Here is a 19,144-nt window from a genome sequence, read left to right on the forward strand (position 1 = left end):
CAGTTTACTTGACAAGTTCAGCAAAACGTTGATAGAAAGCAGTTGGGCTATGCTCATGTTTAGGCTCGTATTTGCCGGCAATAATCGGCAAATAAATCACCCTTCTGCGACTTGTTTCCCCAATTACAGATGATTGTGCCACCCGGTGCCATAAGCGGCCATCGTGAATGGTTAAATCTCCGGCTTCAGGTATAATGGCTATTTCTTTGTGGTCTGCTTTGTTATCTAAAAAGTACTTTTTTCTGAACAACATTTGATACAGGCTTTGTTTATGTGTACCCGCAAGGAGCCTTAACCCACCATTTTCAGGTTTTAAGCTGCTTAAATGAATTCCAACATTAAGCATTGGGTTTAACCGCTGACCATGAAATATATCTCTCAGGCCATCGGTATGCCAGCCCATTTGCGTGAATTTGCTCTGTGCCCCGTTTACATAATGGTTGAGCACCATGCCGTCTTTCTCTTCCGTTCCCAATCGCGCGTGAGGCCCGATCAGATTTAACAAAATGTTCAATCGCGGGTCCTGACTAAGCTCGGAAAATACCGGGTGGTGTTGATTGATGAAAGCAAAACGTTGTACAATATCGCTGCCATCCAGGTCTTTTCCGTATTTCACCGGAACCCCGTTCACCTTGATGGTTTTGTTTTTTAACCACTCTTGCTGAACAGTTAAAGATGCTTCAATGACATCTTTAACTGTTTCTGGTTTAATAAAGTTTTTAAAATGAATAAATCCATTGGCGTTGAAAAATTCTTGTTGTTCGGCAGTAATGGTACGACCCAGGTCGAATTTAGTGTATTCGTAGTTCATTGTAATGAAATTAAAGTTGTGAAGAAAAACCCCCTGTGCAGGTAACGCAACAGGTATTATTGAAGAATCAGAAAAAATGGTGATTAACAACAACAGCAACAACCGGCCCCCTGGTTCAGGGGCATGCGCATCGGGAATGTGCATATGATATGGTTGTGTATGTTCATTTAAATAAAGTCTACTTAATTACTAGACTTTACAAAAGTAGGAAAATATTTGAAATACAAGAATATTTTAAAATAAATTTTTAACGTTTGTATAAACCGGCTGTGATGCATTCAATTAAAGCTTTAGGTAGCATCCATACACCAACGGCAGATAACTTATTTAAGAAACCCGGAATAATTTCAGCTTTTTTGTGGAACATCCCATGGAGACTGAATTTGGCAACCTGATCCGGCGACATGTTAAACTTTTCCGCCAGATCGGCCAATACATCGAGTCCGGCGCGACTGGCAAAGCCGGTGTTCGTAGGCCCGGGGCAGCTGCAGCTGACAGATATGCTGGTGTTTTTCAATTCATATCGTAAGGCTCTGCTGTAGGAGAGTATAAAGGCTTTGCTTGCAGCGTATAGCGCCAGGGTGGGTACGGCCTGATAAGCAGCTGTACTGGCAATGTTCAGGATAAAACTTTGCTTTTGAGTTTTTAAGAGCGGTATAAGGTGGTGTGTCAGACTAAGCACTGTGTCAATATTTAACCGCAGCATGTTCATTTGTTCCTGTAGCTCCAGGTTTTCAAAGTCTCCCCACAAGCCAAAACCCGCATTATTGATCAATATAGAAAGCTGGCTGGTCTCCTGTTTACACCAGTCCGCTACAGTCTTGCTTGAATCGGCTATGGACAGATCAATCGCAAGGATACCCACTTTGATTTTAAAATCTGTTTTAAGCTGGGTGGAAAGCAACTGGAGTTCGGCTTCAGAGCGGGCAATCAACAAAAGCTGGTATCCTGACTTTGCCAGCTGAATGGCCATTGATTTACCGATACCTTTACTTGCTCCGGTGATTAAAGCATACTGCTCCATGTGTAAACTGTTTTTTTTGTAAATTAACAATAAATTATCATCAATTTGTAAGCTTTGAGCCATTTTGAAAAACAGAATAATCTTTTTCATCAATCTGCCGTCTTACTTTAAAATTGGAATACATTATGAAAACTTTAAATTTCAAATTGTCTATAGTTGCCGGATGTATGGTACTCATGAGTCTGTTTTCGGTAAACGAGGCCCTGGCTCAACGGCCTTCAAGAGGTCATGGGGGTGGGGGCGGCAGGCCATCAATGGGTGGTGGTGGTCACGGACCTTCCAGACCGAGCATGAGACCTCCTTCCAGACCTTCAGGCCCTGCTCATGGCCATATCGGACGTCCACCGGTAATTGGACGCCCGGGCTTTGGTTATTATCGTCCTGGCTACAGGCCTTACCATAGACCGTATTACGGATATTATAACTTTTACAGACCTTATCTGGGTTTAAGCATCAATGTGTTGCCGTATGGCTATTATCCATTTTATTTCGGACCTGATCAGTTTTACTATTCTGGCGGTCTGTTTTACAGACAATACGACAACAGCTATAAGGTAGTGGTACCACCGGTTGGTGCACAGGTGCCAAGTATTCCTTCGGACGCAAAAGAAGTGGTGATCAATGGGCAGACTTTTTACGAGTATAAAGGGGTTTATTACAACTCGGTTCAGGATGCCAATGGTAAGACCGTTTATGTGGTTGCCGGAAAAGACGGGGTCCTGAATACGGATAACAATGCGACAGATAACAATGTCGGTCCGCAGGTTGGCGATGTGGTAGATCAGTTGCCTGATGGATATCGTGAAGTATTTATTAAGGGAGAGCAGTATTACGTTTCCGAAGACGGGGTGTATTACGAAAAAGTTATCACTAATGACAAGGTCAGCTATAAGGTCATTGGATTAGGAAATTAATCTGGAAAAATAAGAAAGCCTGCTGTATTGGTTTAATCCATACTGCAGGCTTTTGTGATTCTGGGCTCATCTTTAAACAAGTACCATTTTTACGCAACCCAATTCAATCAGGTTCATGACGATTGTCGCAAGGCGTTGCAGCATAGATTTATCTTTCTCTGAAAATGACCTTGATTTTTTATCCAGTAAACAAATGGTACCAATTCTAAGGCCCTGTGGTGTAGTCAATGGTGCGCCAGCATAAAATCTGAGTCCAAATTCGCCAGCTACCCATGGATTGACCAGCAAACAAGGTTCTATTTCTGTATTTTCGAAAACTGTGATGCCTTCTTCAAGAACCGTTATGGAACATAAACTGGTGCCTCTTGGTGCATTTCTTGTATCAGCCATCCCTATGCCAGCCTTGGCATATACGTTTTCTGCATCTACTAGTGACATAATAGCAATAGGTACATCAAATATCTGGGAGGCGAGATTAACGACAGGCTCAAAGGCCGTGTCTGAAATGCCATCAATTATATTATAATTTCTAAGCGCTTCAACACGCTGTTCATCATTTTCTGGAATAATATTTATTCCGAATGTATTATCCACCATTGCAATTTTAGACTTACAGAGCGCCAATTTGTTACGCAAATATACGTGTTGCTTTTAAGCTTTTTATCAATTGTTAGCTAAAAGTATTTGCGCTGGCAGTTGATTGTGAATCAGATACGTCAATTTTGTTGTAAAACATGATGTGCTGGTGGTTTTCTTTGCAGGAAATAGTTTAGTTTTAGGGCATGGAAGATGAGAACAGAAATCCTTATGTAAAATTTAATGCGCAGATTTTAGCTGACTGGAAAGCGAACGGTGTGAATTACGTGAAACTGGTACAACTGGAAACGGATCTTCCGGTACAGTTTTTTGAACTGGTACCAAATTCTGAAATACCGGATTCTGGTGAAACCATTTACAACATCGATTCTGAAGATGTAACAGAGCTATTGGAGGAGCAAAAGAAAGTGAAATTTCTGGTGCATGAAATTTATCTGGAAGAATAATGCAATTCAGCAGGAGCGGAACAGACTATCTATTCCGCTCCTGCTGGATTATACCTCTTCTTTAGACAGGACTCTGGTGGCTACTTTGCCAACCGTTAAGCCCTGGACAATGATGGAGAACACCACTACGAAATAAGTGATGGCTACCAAGGTTGCTTTGTATGGACCTTCGTTCATCGATAATACCAGGGCAATGGAAACGCCGCCCCGTAAGCCGCCCCAAACCAGAACTTTAATGGTTCCGTTGCTAAATTTGTTTTTGAAAGGAATAACGAGTACGGGAATGTAAATGGAAATGAACCTGGCGAATAGAACAATTAGAATGCTAACCATACCAATTTGCCAGTAAAAGGTGACGTTTTTAATGATCAGTAGTTCAAATCCGATAAACAGGAATAGAATGGCGTTTAGAATTTCATCAATCAGTTCCCAAAACTTGTTCAGGTAATCTTTTGTGGTTTCTGACATGGCTGTCATCTTACCGTAATTCCCGATCACAATACCCGCGGCAACCATGGTTAATGGCCCGGATATGTGCATGGCATGCGCAATCAGGTAACCGCCCATCACTACAGAAAGTGTGATCAGTACCGATACTTTATAGTCATCTATTTTGCGGATGGCATTGGATGCCCCAATTCCAAGCAGTGTTCCGAGCAGGAATCCGCCGAGTGCTTCTTTAATCAATAGCCAGGAGATGGTGGTAAAAGAAATGTCGATGTTGCTACCTTCTGTCAATTGCAGGATAACAGCAAAAACCACGACGGCTACACCATCATTAAAAAGAGATTCACCAGCCACTTTTGTCTCCAGCGACTTTTTAACCTTTGCTTCTTTCAATACCCCCATTACGGCAATGGGATCTGTTGGCGAAATCAAAGCACCAAACAGGAGGCAGAAGATGAATGGAATATCTAAGCCAAGTAAAGGCGCGATATAGAATAACATAAATCCGACAGCAAAAGTGGATATCACCACGCTGACAGTTGAGAAAATGATCACTGGTCCGCGTTGTTCCCTCAGGTCCTTCAAATTGATGTGGATGGCTCCTGCAAATAGTAAAAAGTTAAGCATGGCACCCATAAGTACCTCGGTAAAATCAACATCCTGGAGTAGGGTCGAGAAGTGTGTAAATGTTTTCGGAAAAAGACTGCCGGTAATAACCAACAGAATGGATGTGATCATAGCAATGATCATAATCCCAATGGTAGAGGGCAATTTGAGGTAGCGAAGATTGAGATACGAAAAGAAAGAAGCGAGTACAATTAAGACTGAAAAGGAGTAGTACAATTCCATATAAGCAACGGCTAAATTAAATGTGAAATAAGTATTTATAAATAAGGTATGCTCCTAAAATACTAAAAATGACATGAAAAAATGAACAAAAAGCCTGCTTTCCTGTTGTAATTTATACAACAATTGATTTAAAATGACAGAAAGACACAGCTATCAAACCGGAATTATTGGCAATTGCGCATTTCTCGCCCATGTGAACAAAAACACGAATATTGATTGGCTTTGCTGGCCAAGATTTGACAGCAGCTTTGTTTTTGGTGGTTTGTTGGACAAACAGCAAGGGGGAGAATTTTCGATCCTGCCACATGGTGAGTATGTATCCCGTCAATATTATCTGGAGAATACCAATATACTCTGTACGGAGATTTGTAATGATGAAGGCAAATATCGCGTAATCGATTATGCACCGCGATTTCGCCAGCATGAACGGTATTTTAAACCCCTGATGCTGATCCGCAAAATCGAACCACTGGAAGGCGAACCCAGGGTAAGGGTAATTTGTAAGCCAGTTTATGATTATGGCAAGATAGAACAGAAAGGGCATCGCGGAAGTAATCACATAGAATTTGATGGTGCAGATGAAGACATGCAATTGAGTACCAATATTTCTTTAAGCTATATTGAAGATGAGAAGTATTTTGCTTTAAATGAGCCTAAGTATTTAATCTTGACTTACGGACATGAGTTGGGGGCGCCAATTGAAAGTACCGCGGAACGTTTTTTAACTGAAACCATCCGGTACTGGCGCACCTGGATCAAACATAGTACGATTGCTGGTTTTTACCAGTCGCTGGTCATCCGCTCTGCGCTAACACTTAAAATACATCAGTATGAAGATACCGGCGCCATCATCGCAGCAAGCACAACGAGTTTGCCTGAATCGCCTGGAAGTACCCGCAATTGGGATTATCGCTATTGTTGGATGCGGGATACGTATTACGTCATTACCGCCTTAAACCACATTGGACATTTCGAAGAAATGGAGAAGTACTTTGGATATGTCACGGACATTTCATTCAGGGATGACGAGCGCTACCAGCCTTTATTTGGTATTGCCGGAGAGAAAGTGCTTACAGAACGTATTTTGACCAATATCGATGGCTATCTTGGTAATAAGCCGGTACGTGTAGGTAATCAGGCTTATGAACACATTCAGAACGATATTTATGGTCAGGTTCTGGTTTCGATGCTGCCACTTTATACGGATTTCCGGTTTATTTATTCTGAACGAAAAGACTCAGAAAAATGGCTGGATTATTTGCTTCAGAAAATCGAGCGTACCATTGATGAAAAAGACGCTGGAATCTGGGAGTTTAGGAATATTGCAAATACCCATTGTTATACCAATTTATTCCAATGGGCAGGCGCAAACGCGGCGCTAAAAATAGCAAAGACAATCGGCAATACAGTCTACGAAGAACGTGCACAGGTTTTAATTGATAAAGCCAGTAAACACATCGAAGACTGTTATGATCCGGTACGTAAAGTGTATACACATGCTGTAGGTAGCCCGCATCTGGATGCCAGTACCTTACAGTTAATTTTAATGAATTATCTTGATCCCAACTCTCAAAAAGCGAAGGATCATTTAACTGCATTAGAAAGTGAGCTCAAGACAGATACAGGATTGTTTTACAGATATCTACATACTGATGATTTTGGTAAACCCAAAACCACGTTCTTAATCTGCGCGTTCTGGTATATTGAAGCTCTGGCTTGTGTGGGCAGAATTGATGATGCAGTAAGGGAGTTCGAATCCATCATTAAATATGCCAATCACTTACTGCTTTTCAGTGAAGATGTTGATGAAAAAGATGGCAGTCAGTGGGGTAATTTTCCTCAGGCTTACAGTCATGTCGGCTTAATGAATGCAGCACACCGGATCGCAATTAAACTAGACAGGCCTGCATTTTTATAAAAGAAAGTGGCGTAGCTGTAAAATGATGTACCTGGTATGGAGGAGAACTGATACGGCGGCTTGGCAAAGCCCTAAGATTACAGTAAAAAAGAGAAAGCTGAGAAAAGAACCAGGGTCTTTTCTCAGCTTTCTCTTTTTGATCATGAATAGTTTACTTCATTAAATTTTCAAAAATCAATAATCACTAAGCTATTTACCGATCAGTTCCTTCAATAATTCCCGTACTTCCCGAAAATCTTTCAGGTAATAACGTGCTGCCGAAATGTTGCTGCCAACTTTGATGGTGTAGGCTTCCGGAGATAGAGCCTTAAATATATCTTCATCGGTATGGTCATCACCTAAAGCAAGTATGAAATCGGGATTGTTTTCATAAAGCCAGTTTTGCGCCGCTTTGCCTTTATTGACCTCAATGTTTTTGAACTCGATCACTTTATTTCCCGGCATCATTTGCAGTCCCTTATCGGCAATAAATACACGCAGGTGGTTGATGATCTCATTGGCCCGCAATTCTCCAAGTCCTTCTTCAACTTTACGGTAGTGCCAAACCAGTGAATAACTTTTTTCTTCAACAAAGGATCCAGGAGTACGGTCAGTATAGGTGTCTAGAACTGTTTTAACCTCCTGTTTCCACTTGTCAGTCAGTAGTGGCAATGGCTTCCATTCCGTATCTTTGTACTTCTGCCAGGCGCCATGTTCCGCAATCATGTCAAGTTCCAGGTGTCCGAACCAATCCTGAAGTGTCTGATACCTGCGTCCGCTAATGATGATCACACGGTTTCGCGGATCTTTCGTCAGCTGTTTTAAAATGGCATACAGTTCTTCATCAGGAGCTGCTTTATCAATATCTGCATCGAATCCAACTAAAGTACCGTCATAATCTAAAAAGATGTATCTTTCTCTGGCTATGATATAATCGTTTGCAATTTGTGCACGTACAGCAGCTACGGCATGTTTCGTGAGTAGTGATTGCTGCATTGTTTTAACTTCTAATAGTTTATCCATAAAATTTTTAACCCATCGGTAGATGTTGAATTTGCTGACCATGGCCCGCATGCTTTTCATCCTGGTATTTTGTTCTGCAATTGGCATGTGGATGGCCTTAATAATCGCTTCCATGACATCGCCAATGTTATTAGGATTGACAATAATAGCGTCATTTAACTCTTTGGAAGCACCTGCCATTTCACTTAAAATGAGTACGCCGTCTTCCTTGGTCCTGGAGGCTACATATTCTTTGCTGACCAGGTTCATCCCATCGCGCATCGGCGTAACAAGACAAATGTCTGCAGTACTGTAAATGGCAGACAGAAATTCGATGGAAAAGGAACGGTAAAAATAATGTACCGGTACCCAATTGATGGTCCTGAAGCGGGCATTGATATTGCCAACCAGCTGATCGATCTGATCTTTCAGCTCCTTATATTTAGGTACTGTATCCCGCGAAGGCACAACGATCATATACAGCGCCAGTTTTCCAATGTATTCAGGATGAAGCTCCAGGAGCAGTTCAAAGGCCTGCAGACGCTGTAAAATTCCCTTACTGTAATCCAGGCGATCAATAGTCAATATGGTTTTTAAATCCCTTAAGCTTGTTTTAAAGGAGTTGACATATTTTTCTACCTTTTCATTTCTGGTCAGATTTTCGAAAGTTGCATAGTCAATCCCCATCGGAAATGCCTCTACAACGATCTGCCTGTTTTTGTAAATCAACACATTGTCAGATAAGTTGCTTGAGGACAATCTGGATGCTGCACTTAAAAAGTGCCGGGCATCGTCAAAAGTATGAAAGCCGAGTAGGTCGGCGCCAAGCATCCCCGCAATCAACTGTTCCCGCCAGGGAATCAATCTGAAGATTTCGAAAGATGGAAAAGGGATGTGCTGGAAAAAGCCAATGGTTACCTGGGCTTGTTCGGCGCGAATGAGACAAGGTAACAGGAGCAATTGATAATCGTGTATCCAAACAGTATCGCCCTGACCCAAATGCTGGAGTACAACATCGCGGAATTTTTTATTGACAACCTGGTAAGAAGCCCAGTAGCTCTCCTCAAACTTAGCATAAGTAACCAGATAATGGAATACCGGCCACAAGATTTCATTGGAAAAGCCCTCGTAATAAAGATTGATTTCCTCAGCAGTCAAAAAAACAGGGATTAAATTGAATTCAGCAAGCTTCTGACTTACCTCAGCTTGTCTTTCCTCAGGCACTTCAATTCCTGGCCAGCCAATCCAGATGTTGTGACCTTGTTTATAAACGGACCCCAGGCCTGTCGCCAGGCCACCTTCACTGGGACTTAATTTATATTCGCCGTTTTCTTCTGTGATTTTAACTGGTAAGCGATTGGATATAATGATGGTTTTACTTGTTGTGATCATATATTACTAAAAGAACAGGTCTATCGCTTTATTGTTTGAATTGTTTTAAATTAATAGTTAATATCTTGCCCGTTAACACCCTTAGCAACGTTTGTGCGAATTCATGCCAGCAATTCTGAGATGGAGCTCAATAAAAATTAATACCTTGCACGAAAAATGAACATTACTACGTTAATGTAGGTAAAAAGCAAGTATTACCCTATTTTATGATCAAGAAACTCAAGCTGCCTTTTATTGTCTTATCTGCTGTTTTTATCAGTTCCTGCTCTTCTGTTTATATGCCCAATGTCCCAAATACACCGATGCTGAGTCAGCAAGGTGAGTTTAGCGGAGGCGTCCACATCTCTCCAAGGTTCAATACCAGTATCAATGGTGCTTACGCAGCTACAGATCATATTGGTGTGATTTTTAGTGGTTCGTACATGAACCGGGAAAAAGAAGCAAAAGACTACAGGCATCAGCTTGTTGAAATTGGTGGTGGTTATTTCAACACGTTTGGACCCGACAACAATAGGATTATTGAGATTTATGCCGGGGTGGGTAAGGGAAAAACGAACCGTGCATTCCGTGAGTTTGACGACAATGATGTCTTATTCAGTAGTGATCTGGAAGAAATTACCTATCGTAAGTCATTTATACAAGTCAATTATAGTTCCAAAAAGAACAGCAATCTGCGTTTATTCGGGCGTGATTTTTCTTTAAACTATGGAACTGCGTTGCGCATCAGCAATGTAGATATGAAAACCTTCATGCGCAATTCTATAGGTCAGGTTAGAGAAGGCAACGTTTTTCTGGAGCCTATTTTCTTCACTAGGATGCGCCTAAGCGATGCCGTTCAACTCCAATATACCTCTAGTGGTAACTTTGGCTTGCATAGCCGTAAATACATGAGCGCCGGGAATTCCATTTTTACTGTGGGCGCAGTGGTGAATATTGGGGGCAGAAAATTAAAGTAATATAAGTCTTTCAAACTTAAGTCCTTGCTTACAAGAGCAGGGCTTTAAGTTCTCTGGGCTTAATTTGTATCGCTGCACCTTTTTTTAAGAATTCTGTGTAGCCTTTGTGTAGTTTAATCGCTTTTACTGCTTCATAGCCCAGGCTATTGCTTCTTATTTTATTCAATAAAAAAGTATCGTCTTTAAACAAATCCTCTTTTTTTAAAAAACCGGATGTTAAAAAGTCACGAATCAGAATTGCCATCTGCTGATTGGCATATACATACAAAGGCAGGTTAAATACCTCAAGATTCAATTGTTTAAATACCTCATTGATCCAGAGGCTTTGTGCCTCATCAGTTACCACCATATGTCCCTCATTCAGATTTAAATACTGTAAAAATGATTTTGCTGCCTGTCGGCTGATCAGGCCTGCATGAACCGCATCACGTAACGTATAATCCAGACGGTCGGCACATAAAGCGGGAAGTGGCTGCTCCAGAATAGCAAAATCTCCTTCAATAATTTGATCCGGATGATAGCCATATTTTGCTAAAATCCCTGGGATTTCTGAATGTATGAGTACATCGGCAAAAACCTGTTCATGGTAATTTTCCTCCTTATTTTCGAAAACATAATCGCCGACATGTGAAAAAGCGGTGTGGGAGAGGTCATGCAGCAAACCGGCAATTTGTTCCAATTCAGTACCACCTAGCAGGCGGATGAGTAAAGTAACCCCAATGGCATGCTCCAGTCGCGAGTGACTAAGATCTGGATTAACCAGGAAAATTGCACCACTTTGGTGGATACCCGCTAAACGTTTTAATGCTTTTGTCTGTAGCAAATCTTTAAAAATATCCGGAAGTTCTACATTTCCATAGAGGATGTCATTTATCTGTATCATGTCTTAGGCCTTAGGGGTATAATGTACGGCAACAAAATTACTAACAATATTAGTAATTATAAACATTATTTATGCTATTATTTTTAGCAGGATGCTAACTCGCAGAAATAGAGCAGAAATAAAAATATCCGGCCTTTTTCAATTGTAATTATTTTATGTCAGTTGGACAGAGAATTAAGAAATCATTAACTTTAATAAATTATAAACTAATGAACATAAAAAAACTATTATTTGTACTCCTTTGTGCATTTACCTTTCAAAATGCAATCGCTCAAATTGCACCTGCACCGGCTTCGGAAGTGCTAAATGCAGCAATACAGAAAGCGGCCACTGAAAAAAAACAGGTACTGGCTATGTTTCACGCCTCCTGGTGTGGTTGGTGCCATAAAATGACAGCCAGTTTGAATGACCCGGCTATCAAACCTTATTTTGATAAAAATTATGTAATCGCCGATTTTGTTGTTTACGAAAGTAAAGGCAAGGAGAACCTGGAGAACCCTGGTGCAGCAGAATTGCTAAAGAAATACAACAATGCCGATCAGGGCTTACCAACCTGGTTATTTTTTGACGCCAAACAAAACCTGATTGCCGACTCACAAGTACGGCCCGCCGGCGTTCCGCTGAGTACCAAAGGTGAGAACGTAGGTTGCCCGGCAAAACCTGATGAAGTGGCATACTTCATCGCCTGTTTAAAAAAGACCTCGAAATTGAATGAGAAACAACTGAACGAAATTGCCGCTGTTTTTGCCAAAAACGAGATTAAAAGATAATCAATCATGTCGATTTCAGGCCGCATCGTAAATCACGATGCGGCCTTTTTTTATTATATTTGTACGCTATTACAACATAGCTATATCATGCCCGATCCTTCCAAGTCCATCTATACCTTTCAGTTTGCCCTGGTTTGCTTAAGTTCCTTCTTATTTTCTGCGAGTTTCAATATGCTGATTCCGGAACTTCCTGCTTATCTGACGGCAATGGGTGGGGCAGAGTATAAAGGTTTGATTATCGCTTTGTTTACTCTTACGGCGGGGATTTCCCGTCCTTTTAGTGGAAAACTGACCGATACCATTGGTCGTGTTCCGGTCATGGCTGTAGGCTCGTTGGTCTGCTTTGTTTGTGGCTTTATGTATCCATTGCTTACTACGGTAGCAGGTTTTTTGTTTTTAAGGCTCGTCCATGGTTTCTCTACCGGATTTAAACCGACAGCTACAGCAGCTTATGTGGCAGACCTGGTTCCGAAAGGGAAATGGGGAGAGGCAATGGGAATTCATGGCATTTGTTTCAGCACCGGCCTTGCCATTGGACCGGCAATAGGAAGTACCATTACAGCGCATTATTCGATCAATATACTCTTTTATTGCTCATCGCTATTTGCGCTAATGTCAATCGTTATCCTGGCCAATATGAAGGAAACCCTACCGGATAAAGCCCGTTTTAAATTCAGCCATTTAAAAATAAACAGAAAGGATATTTTCGATTGGGCTGTACTTCCTGCTGTGATCATTATCTTTTTAACTTACATCAGTTATGGTGCAATTTTAACGGTAATTTCTGACTGGAGCGGACATCTCGGAACAAGCAATAAAGGTCTGTTTTTTATGGTTTTTACATTGACCTCATTGTTGATCCGTTTTGTGGCAGGTAAGGCTTCCGACCGGCATGGACGAACGTTGATCCTGCGGGTTTCACTGGGCTTACTGGCCCTGGCCATGTTTTTAATCGCTATTGCCAGTTCTTCCTTAATGCTGATGCTGGCTTCGGCCCTTTATGGTGTGGCAACAGGCATGTTATCGCCAACTGCAACTGCCTGGACTGCCGACTTGAGTAATCCGGAGCAAAGGGGTAAGGCTATGGCCACCATGTACATTTCTCTTGAAGCAGGAATCGGGATGGGTGCTTTGCTTGCAGGCTGGCTTTTTGTTGACGATATCGCCATGATTCCCGTAACATTTTATTGTTGTTCAGGAATCACTATGCTTGCGCTGGTTTACCTGCAATTCTTTTATAAAGCAAAAACTACAGCATAAAACAAAAATTCATTCGCTTAGATAGTGTGAAAAATACAATTGTTTTTTCTAGATTTATTTCTTAAACCAAACACACAGTATGAACAAACATTATCTCAAGTTTGGAGCAAGCGCATTTATGTGGTTGCTCGGAACCACGTTGGTGTCCGGACAGGATTTAACAACACTGTCGGGATTCACATTAAACGATCTTTCTCCTTTTAAAACCCCAGGTCAATCCTGGTCTCTTGCCGCATCGGTCAGCTTAAATCCATCGGCTGCTGCAAATGAATTGAAAATTGAAAATGGTACTGGGGTTCTGGTGAATTTCCCAGGTAAAAAGAACCAAGGTACAGACTTACTCACCAATGGAACACACGGTGATGCAGTCATTGAGCTCGATTATCTCCTGGCTAAGGGTGCCAGCTCCGGAGTTTATCTGCAGGGAATCTATGAAATTCAATTGCGGGATTCCTGGGACATTAAAAGCCCTTTATCTACAGACAATGGCGGGATTTATGAGCTTTATGCACCACGACAGAATGCAAGTAAAGCGCCGGGTTTATGGCAACATTTGCGAATCGAATTTCAGGCACCACGGTTTGATGCTTCCGGTCGTAAAATCTCGAATGCAAGAATGTTGAGTGTGACACTTAATGGCGTATTAATTCACGATAACGTAGAACTACCGGGCCCTGCAAAAGGACTTAATGATGCTGAAAAGCCTTTTGGGGGGTTGAAATTCCAGGGCGATCAAGGCGCAGTAGCTTTTAAAAATATTAAAATTTCTAAACTTCCTGAAGCCTTGCTGAACGGCGGACAAAGGGGCAAGGATATGCCCAATCCCATATATATTGATGCCCCATCCAATACCATGATCCGGAGTTTCGTCGATCTGGCCAGAGATGTACGTGTGGTACATGCCATTTCTGTAGGAAGCCCTTCACAGGTCCATTACAGTTATGATCTGGACAATGGGATGCTGGTACAAGGCTGGCGTGGAGATTTTATAGACGCGACGCCCATGTGGGATGGCCGGGGTAATGGTACCGCTAAAGCAAGGGGTAGCGTTACCCGTTTTAGCATACAACCTGTACCCGCAATTGCGCAGCTAAGTACTCCGGAATCGCCTTGGTTGGCAGACAGCACCGGAACAGGTTTCAAGACCAAGGGCTATGTGATGGATGCCGATGATCGCCCTGAGTTTAAATACAATATGTATGGCGCGCATGTTACTGATGCGATCAAGGTTGTGAATAACGGGCAGGGTTTGAGCCGTACGATCAGCACGGATAAGCCGGTAGCCAATTTATATGTGCTGTTAGCTGTGGCGCCGGATGTAAAGGAGCTCGCCAAAGGACTTTACCTGATTGATGGCCAGTCGTTTTATTTGAAAATGGACGATGTCGCTGATCGGCCAATTATCAGGGACGTTAATGGTAAAAAAGAACTTATAGTTCTGCTACGTAACAAGTTGAATTATTCTATTTTATTCTAATCCGGTTTTAAGAACATGAAATATACTTGTAAAATGCTGGCTATGCTGGCTTTGAGTTTAACATATAGCCTGGGCCATGCGCAGGAGACACCAAAAGAAGAAGACTTTTTTAAAATGATGAAGGTTCGCGTACCCGAAGGGATTATCCTGGAAGTAGGTGGATTGGTTACTTTGCCAAATGGGGATTTAGGTATCTCTACCCGACGGGGTGATGTATTTGTGGTGGAAAACCCAACGAGCAACCGGCCATATTTTAGGAAATTTGCGAGCGGTTTACACGAAATTCTGGGACTTGCATATAAAGACGGTGCTTTTTACGCTGCCCAGCGTGGCGAGCTGACGAAGCTGATAGACAAAAACATGGATGGAAAGGCTGATGTTTATGAAACCATTTACGCCTGGCCTTTGAGTGGCCATTACCACGAATATAGTTTTGGACCTAAAATAGCCCCAGACGGATCCTTTTTTGTTACCGGTAATGTTGCTTTTGGTAACCAGGAGTGGTGGCGCGCAGAAAGTAAGGTTCCAATGCGGGGTTGGGCCATGAACATTACTGAAGATGGACAGATGAGACCCTGGGCTGCAGGAATGCGCTCGCCGGCAGGATTGAACGTGATTGACGGTCAGTTGTATTATACAGAAAATCAAGGTGACTGGGTGGGTTCCGGTGGCGTATGGAAAGTTAATAAAGGTGACTTTATGGGGCATCCTGCAAGTTTGAGATGGACCAGCCGCTCGGATTCACCAGTTAAGCTGGCCTCTGATTTTTTCTATTCTAAATTAGATGAACGCCGGATCAATGATAAAGAGGGCCGACCAATTAAGCCAGAAAACAGGGTCAATGAGCACTTTAAAACTTTGTTTGACATGAAAGCTGAATTTCCTGAATTGCGGTTGCCTTCGGTATGGCTACCTTATGGTATTCTGGGTATTTCTACTGCTGAACCGGTAAAAATTCCAAAGGGTACTTTTGGCCCTTTTGAAGGTCAGATGCTGGTGGGAGACCAGGGGATGAGCATCATCTCCAGGGTATTTCTGGAAGAAGTGAATGGCGTACAGCAAGGCGCAGCATTTTTGTTCAGAAGCGGATTCCGCTCTGGCGTATTGCGTCTGGCATGGGGCAATGACGGCTCTTTATTTGTTGGAGAGACCAATCGCGGCTGGGGTTCTGCAGGCGATGCCAATGAAGGTTTGGAAAGACTGGTTTACAACAATAATATGCCTTTTGAGATGAAGGCCGTAAGGGCAATGCCGGATGGTTTTGAAATTGAGTTTACCAATCCGGTTGATCAAAAATCGGCACAGGATCTGGCGTCGTATAGTGTAGAGAGTTTCATTTATAAATATCAACCGGTATACGGATCGCCACCAGTAAACAACGAAGTACTGAAAGTTAAGGGCGTTAAAGTTTCAGCAGATGGGTTAAAAGCCAGAATTGTGGTAGATGGGCTGCGTCCTTTTTACATTCATACGATTGCTTTGAACGGGCTTCGTGAAAAAGATAATTTCCATTCATTGGTGCACCCAACTGCTTACTATACACTCAACAGCATACCCAATGGACAAAAATTAAGTATCTCCGAATGGAGCACCAGAAATTCTGCCAATGATGCAGTTGCTAATGTGGTACCTAAAGCCGTTCAAAAGATCGTCATTAAACCTGCAGCAAAAGTTAAGCCGGCTGCTCAGGCCCCTAAAAAAGTATCGGAGAAAACAGCGGTGACAACCGCAAAGGCACCTACTTATGAAGAGGTAAAAGGAATACTGGCCAGCAACACCTGTCTGGCTTGCCACAATGCGACAAAGAAACAAGTCGGACCAGCCTTTAACGAAATTGCGAAACGTAAATATTCAAACGAGAAAATTTTGCAGTTGATTCACAATCCAAAGCCAGAAAACTGGCCGGGCTATTCAACGGAAATGCCACCGATGCCACAGGTATCTAAAGCAGATGGGCTTAAAATTGCAGCCTGGATCAATTCATTAAGATAACAGCATCATTAACCAATAAACCATTTTAAGCGCAGGACGCGCATTCTAGAAACAAGTATGAGAAGATTAATGACTATCCTGTTGATTTTTGTAGGGATACAACTTTCAGCCACAGGACAAACCAAAAATAATTTAACTGGTAAAATTTTAAATCAGCAAAACCAGCCTATAGCAGGAGCTACGGTGCAGGTATTGAATACCAATGTAGCTGTGTCAGCAAATGATAGCGGAAATTTTACCATCTATGAAATTCCTAAAGGGGCTTTTACATTGAGAATCACGGCCGTTGGCTATGCTGAAGCCATTGAGCAAATTAAAAACATCTCAGGATCATTCGTTTTCAAACTGAAATCCGTTGACTTGAAATTGGATGAAGTAACTGTTTCTGCCCAAAAAACGGAACAGAATATCCAGCATTTGCCATTAAGCATAACTGCTTTGTCGGCTGGTCAGGTTCAGGCCTACAATATGCGGAATTTAAGAGACCTTCGCACGGTAATCCCTAACCTGTACGCAGGAAACCCAGGTGATGGCAGGAATGTGGTTTCTATAAGGGGAATTGTGAGTACCTCTTATGATCCAGCGGTAGCGACCTACGTAGATGGTGTAAATCAATTTGGACTGGATACTTATATTTCTGATTTGCTGGATGTAGAACGTATCGAAGTTTTAAGAGGTCCGCAAGGCACATTATATGGCCGGAATGCTATGGGTGGGGTGATCAATGTGATCACCAGACAGCCCGGAAATACCTTTACAGGTTTTGCAGGAATAGATGCCGGAAGCTTCGGTCAGCAACGTTATTCACTTGGTTTGAGAACTCCATTGATTCAGGATAAATTATATCTTGGCGCTACAGGCATGTATAATGTACAAAACGGTATTTATACCAACGACTTCAATAACCAGCGTTTTGATAAGTTAAGCGGGATTATGGGCAACTACTTTTTAAAATACCTGGCAAGTGACCGCCTGTCATTGATTTTGAATTTGAAACACAATGCCAACCGAAATGACGGTGCTTTTCCATTGGCAGGTTCCATAAATGATGCATTTGAAAATCCTTTTCGTGTAAACCAGGATGCCACAACGCAAATGGTTGACAACTTGTTGAATGTTTCGTTCTCTGCCAATTATACAGGAGAGCACCTGAGTATGACTTCGCAAACAGCCTATCAATCCAATTACAGGTATTATAAAACACCTATTGATGGCGATTTTTCTCCATTGGACATCGTGTCGATACAAAATAATTTTGGTAAGGAATGGAACAAGGTAGAAGTACTGAGTCAGGAATTTAAATTCAGTTCTCCTGCAGTATCTGATAGCCGACTTAAATGGACAGCAGGCGTATATGGTTTTTATCAGTATAGTCCGACAAAACAAGGCACACACTACGGAAAAGATGCTGGTCTATTTGGCAGCCCAATCCTAAACTTTACTGACCTGGCAACCAATACTGCAAAAAGCATGGGGCTGGCTACTTTTGGACAGTTAAATTATGCCATTACGACTCAGCTGAATGCTTCTGCAGGACTCAGATATGATTACGAGCGTAAAAAGCTGAACGGATTTAATGAAATCATTATGGATGGAACACCAGCTGCTCCGGCTCCGGATTTTAAACAGGACTCTAAAAGTTACCATGCCTTTTCTCCGAAGCTGAGTCTGGAATACCAGCCATTTACACACAACAGCTGGTATGCAAGTTACAATAGAGGGTTCAGGTCCGGGGGAATAAACCAAACAAGTGCTCAAACACTTCAGTTTGTAAGCTATAAGCCTGAAAACAGTGACAGCTTTGAAATTGGCAGTAAAAACACTTTTTTTGCTGATCGTTTGCGGATTAATGCAGCAGTTTTCTATACCATGGTAAACAACGCCCAGGTGCCAACTTTAATCCTTCCCGAGGCAATTACGGTAACCAGAAATGCAGGTAAACTGAAAAGTAAAGGTGCAGAATTGGAAATATCTGCCATTCCTGTAAAAGGTCTCTCTGTGGATTACAACCTGGGATATACACATGCGAAATATACGAATTTGAAATTAGGTAAGGAAAGTAATGTCCTCAACTTAGATAACAATAGACAAGTTTTTACACCTGATTTTACTTCTATGCTTGCTTTACAATATGCTTATGAACTTTCTAGTGCAGATCAAATTAAGCTTATTGGAAGAGGGGAGTGGGCTGTAACTGGAAAACAATATTTTGATCTGGAAAATAAGCTGGAGCAAAAAGGCTATACGTTGTTCAATGCCAAATTTGGCATCTCTGCAAAAAAACTTGATTTCTTTGTCTGGGGTAGGAACCTGGGGAATAAATTGTATGCGGATTATGCTTACGACTTTGGTGCCGCCCATTTGGGTAATCCAAGAACTTACGGCCTGAGTGTTGCTACACGCTTTTAACTAATTTACTTAACGCCC

The 19,144-nt window shown here is 42.0% G+C and carries 15 protein-coding genes; 9 read left to right on the forward strand and 6 right to left on the reverse strand.

Features of this window, described 5'->3' with window-relative positions:
- Positions 1-4: 4 nt before the first annotated feature.
- Positions 5-811 carry a phytanoyl-CoA dioxygenase family protein gene (locus tag IM797_RS24875; protein WP_194129929.1) on the reverse strand — a complete coding sequence of 269 codons (807 nt, stop codon included), beginning with the start codon at positions 809-811 and terminating at the stop codon, positions 5-7.
- A 247-nt stretch (positions 812-1,058) separates the two neighbouring features.
- Positions 1,059-1,925, reverse strand: coding sequence for an SDR family oxidoreductase (locus IM797_RS24880; protein ID WP_228099110.1), 867 nt, complete (start codon positions 1,923-1,925; stop codon positions 1,059-1,061).
- Between the two features lie 35 nt (positions 1,926-1,960).
- On the opposite strand from IM797_RS24880, the gene IM797_RS24885 reads away from it, so the two are divergent.
- Positions 1,961-2,749 (forward strand): DUF6515 family protein, encoded by a 789-nt coding sequence (locus tag IM797_RS24885; protein WP_228099112.1) that lies wholly within the window; start codon positions 1,961-1,963, stop codon positions 2,747-2,749.
- A 72-nt stretch (positions 2,750-2,821) separates the two neighbouring features.
- On the opposite strand, the gene IM797_RS24890 is transcribed toward IM797_RS24885, so the two are convergent.
- Entirely contained in the window at positions 2,822-3,346 is a 525-nt protein-coding gene (locus IM797_RS24890; protein ID WP_194129930.1) for a GAF domain-containing protein, read from the reverse strand.
- 185 nt (positions 3,347-3,531) lie between these two features.
- Here IM797_RS24890 and IM797_RS24895 point away from each other — a divergent pair, with 185 nt between their 5' ends.
- Entirely contained in the window at positions 3,532-3,792 is a 261-nt protein-coding gene (locus IM797_RS24895; protein WP_194129931.1) for a hypothetical protein, read from the forward strand.
- Between the two features lie 48 nt (positions 3,793-3,840).
- Here the strand turns inward: IM797_RS24895 and IM797_RS24900 are convergent, their stop codons facing one another.
- Entirely contained in the window at positions 3,841-5,088 is a 1,248-nt protein-coding gene (locus tag IM797_RS24900) for a sodium:proton antiporter (protein WP_194129932.1), read from the reverse strand.
- A gap of 133 nt (positions 5,089-5,221) precedes the next feature.
- Between IM797_RS24900 and IM797_RS24905 the strand changes: the two genes are divergently transcribed.
- Positions 5,222-7,006: a glycoside hydrolase family 15 protein gene (locus tag IM797_RS24905; protein WP_194129933.1), complete on the forward strand. Its 1,785-nt coding sequence runs from the start codon at positions 5,222-5,224 to the stop codon at positions 7,004-7,006.
- 189 nt (positions 7,007-7,195) lie between these two features.
- Here the strand turns inward: IM797_RS24905 and IM797_RS24910 are convergent, their stop codons facing one another.
- On the reverse strand, positions 7,196-9,379 hold the full coding sequence (locus IM797_RS24910) for a bifunctional alpha,alpha-trehalose-phosphate synthase (UDP-forming)/trehalose-phosphatase (RefSeq protein ID WP_194129934.1): 2,184 nt from the start codon (positions 9,377-9,379) through the stop codon (positions 7,196-7,198).
- Positions 9,380-9,585: 206 nt separating this feature from the next.
- On the opposite strand from IM797_RS24910, the gene IM797_RS24915 reads away from it, so the two are divergent.
- On the forward strand, positions 9,586-10,335 hold the full coding sequence (locus IM797_RS24915) for a hypothetical protein (RefSeq protein ID WP_194129935.1): 750 nt from the start codon (positions 9,586-9,588) through the stop codon (positions 10,333-10,335).
- A gap of 28 nt (positions 10,336-10,363) precedes the next feature.
- Here IM797_RS24915 and IM797_RS24920 read toward each other — a convergent pair whose 3' ends face one another.
- Complete coding sequence (locus IM797_RS24920; RefSeq protein WP_194129936.1) at positions 10,364-11,218, reverse strand: HD domain-containing protein; 855 nt, start codon at positions 11,216-11,218, stop codon at positions 10,364-10,366.
- Positions 11,219-11,427: 209 nt separating this feature from the next.
- Here IM797_RS24920 and IM797_RS24925 point away from each other — a divergent pair, with 209 nt between their 5' ends.
- From IM797_RS24925 to IM797_RS24945, 5 genes are all read left to right on the forward strand, one after another.
- Positions 11,428-11,988, forward strand: coding sequence for a thioredoxin family protein (locus tag IM797_RS24925; protein ID WP_194129937.1), 561 nt, complete (start codon positions 11,428-11,430; stop codon positions 11,986-11,988).
- An 87-nt stretch (positions 11,989-12,075) separates the two neighbouring features.
- A complete protein-coding gene (locus tag IM797_RS24930) occupies positions 12,076-13,248 on the forward strand; it encodes an MFS transporter (protein ID WP_194129948.1) in 1,173 nt (390 codons plus the stop codon).
- A gap of 79 nt (positions 13,249-13,327) precedes the next feature.
- Positions 13,328-14,725, forward strand: a complete 1,398-nt coding sequence (locus tag IM797_RS24935; protein ID WP_194129938.1) for a DUF1080 domain-containing protein — start codon at positions 13,328-13,330, stop codon at positions 14,723-14,725.
- A gap of 15 nt (positions 14,726-14,740) precedes the next feature.
- Complete coding sequence (locus tag IM797_RS24940; protein ID WP_194129939.1) at positions 14,741-16,717, forward strand: hypothetical protein; 1,977 nt, start codon at positions 14,741-14,743, stop codon at positions 16,715-16,717.
- A gap of 57 nt (positions 16,718-16,774) precedes the next feature.
- Entirely contained in the window at positions 16,775-19,126 is a 2,352-nt protein-coding gene (locus IM797_RS24945) for a TonB-dependent receptor (protein WP_194129940.1), read from the forward strand.
- Positions 19,127-19,144 lie beyond the last annotated feature (18 nt).

Origin of the sequence: Pedobacter sp. MC2016-24 (assembly GCF_015223055.1) — a bacterium.
Lineage (GTDB): Bacteria > Bacteroidota > Bacteroidia > Sphingobacteriales > Sphingobacteriaceae > Pedobacter.

What these genes read in the sequence shown, in the direction of transcription:
- IM797_RS24875 (WP_194129929.1), bottom strand. Translation starts at nt 811, where the DNA reads ATGAACTACGAATACACTAAATTCGACCTGGGTCGTACCATTACTGCC.
- IM797_RS24880 (WP_228099110.1), bottom strand. Translation starts at nt 1,925, where the DNA reads ATGAAAAAGATTATTCTGTTTTTCAAAATGGCTCAAAGCTTACAAATT.
- IM797_RS24885 (WP_228099112.1), top strand. Translation starts at nt 1,961, where the DNA reads ATGAAAACTTTAAATTTCAAATTGTCTATAGTTGCCGGATGTATGGTA.
- IM797_RS24890 (WP_194129930.1), bottom strand. Translation starts at nt 3,346, where the DNA reads ATGGTGGATAATACATTCGGAATAAATATTATTCCAGAAAATGATGAA.
- IM797_RS24895 (WP_194129931.1), top strand. Translation starts at nt 3,532, where the DNA reads ATGGAAGATGAGAACAGAAATCCTTATGTAAAATTTAATGCGCAGATT.
- IM797_RS24900 (WP_194129932.1), bottom strand. Translation starts at nt 5,088, where the DNA reads ATGGAATTGTACTACTCCTTTTCAGTCTTAATTGTACTCGCTTCTTTC.
- IM797_RS24905 (WP_194129933.1), top strand. Translation starts at nt 5,222, where the DNA reads ATGACAGAAAGACACAGCTATCAAACCGGAATTATTGGCAATTGCGCA.
- IM797_RS24910 (WP_194129934.1), bottom strand. Translation starts at nt 9,379, where the DNA reads ATGATCACAACAAGTAAAACCATCATTATATCCAATCGCTTACCAGTT.
- IM797_RS24915 (WP_194129935.1), top strand. Translation starts at nt 9,586, where the DNA reads ATGATCAAGAAACTCAAGCTGCCTTTTATTGTCTTATCTGCTGTTTTT.
- IM797_RS24920 (WP_194129936.1), bottom strand. Translation starts at nt 11,218, where the DNA reads ATGATACAGATAAATGACATCCTCTATGGAAATGTAGAACTTCCGGAT.
- IM797_RS24925 (WP_194129937.1), top strand. Translation starts at nt 11,428, where the DNA reads ATGAACATAAAAAAACTATTATTTGTACTCCTTTGTGCATTTACCTTT.
- IM797_RS24930 (WP_194129948.1), top strand. Translation starts at nt 12,076, where the DNA reads ATGCCCGATCCTTCCAAGTCCATCTATACCTTTCAGTTTGCCCTGGTT.
- IM797_RS24935 (WP_194129938.1), top strand. Translation starts at nt 13,328, where the DNA reads ATGAACAAACATTATCTCAAGTTTGGAGCAAGCGCATTTATGTGGTTG.
- IM797_RS24940 (WP_194129939.1), top strand. Translation starts at nt 14,741, where the DNA reads ATGAAATATACTTGTAAAATGCTGGCTATGCTGGCTTTGAGTTTAACA.
- IM797_RS24945 (WP_194129940.1), top strand. Translation starts at nt 16,775, where the DNA reads ATGAGAAGATTAATGACTATCCTGTTGATTTTTGTAGGGATACAACTT.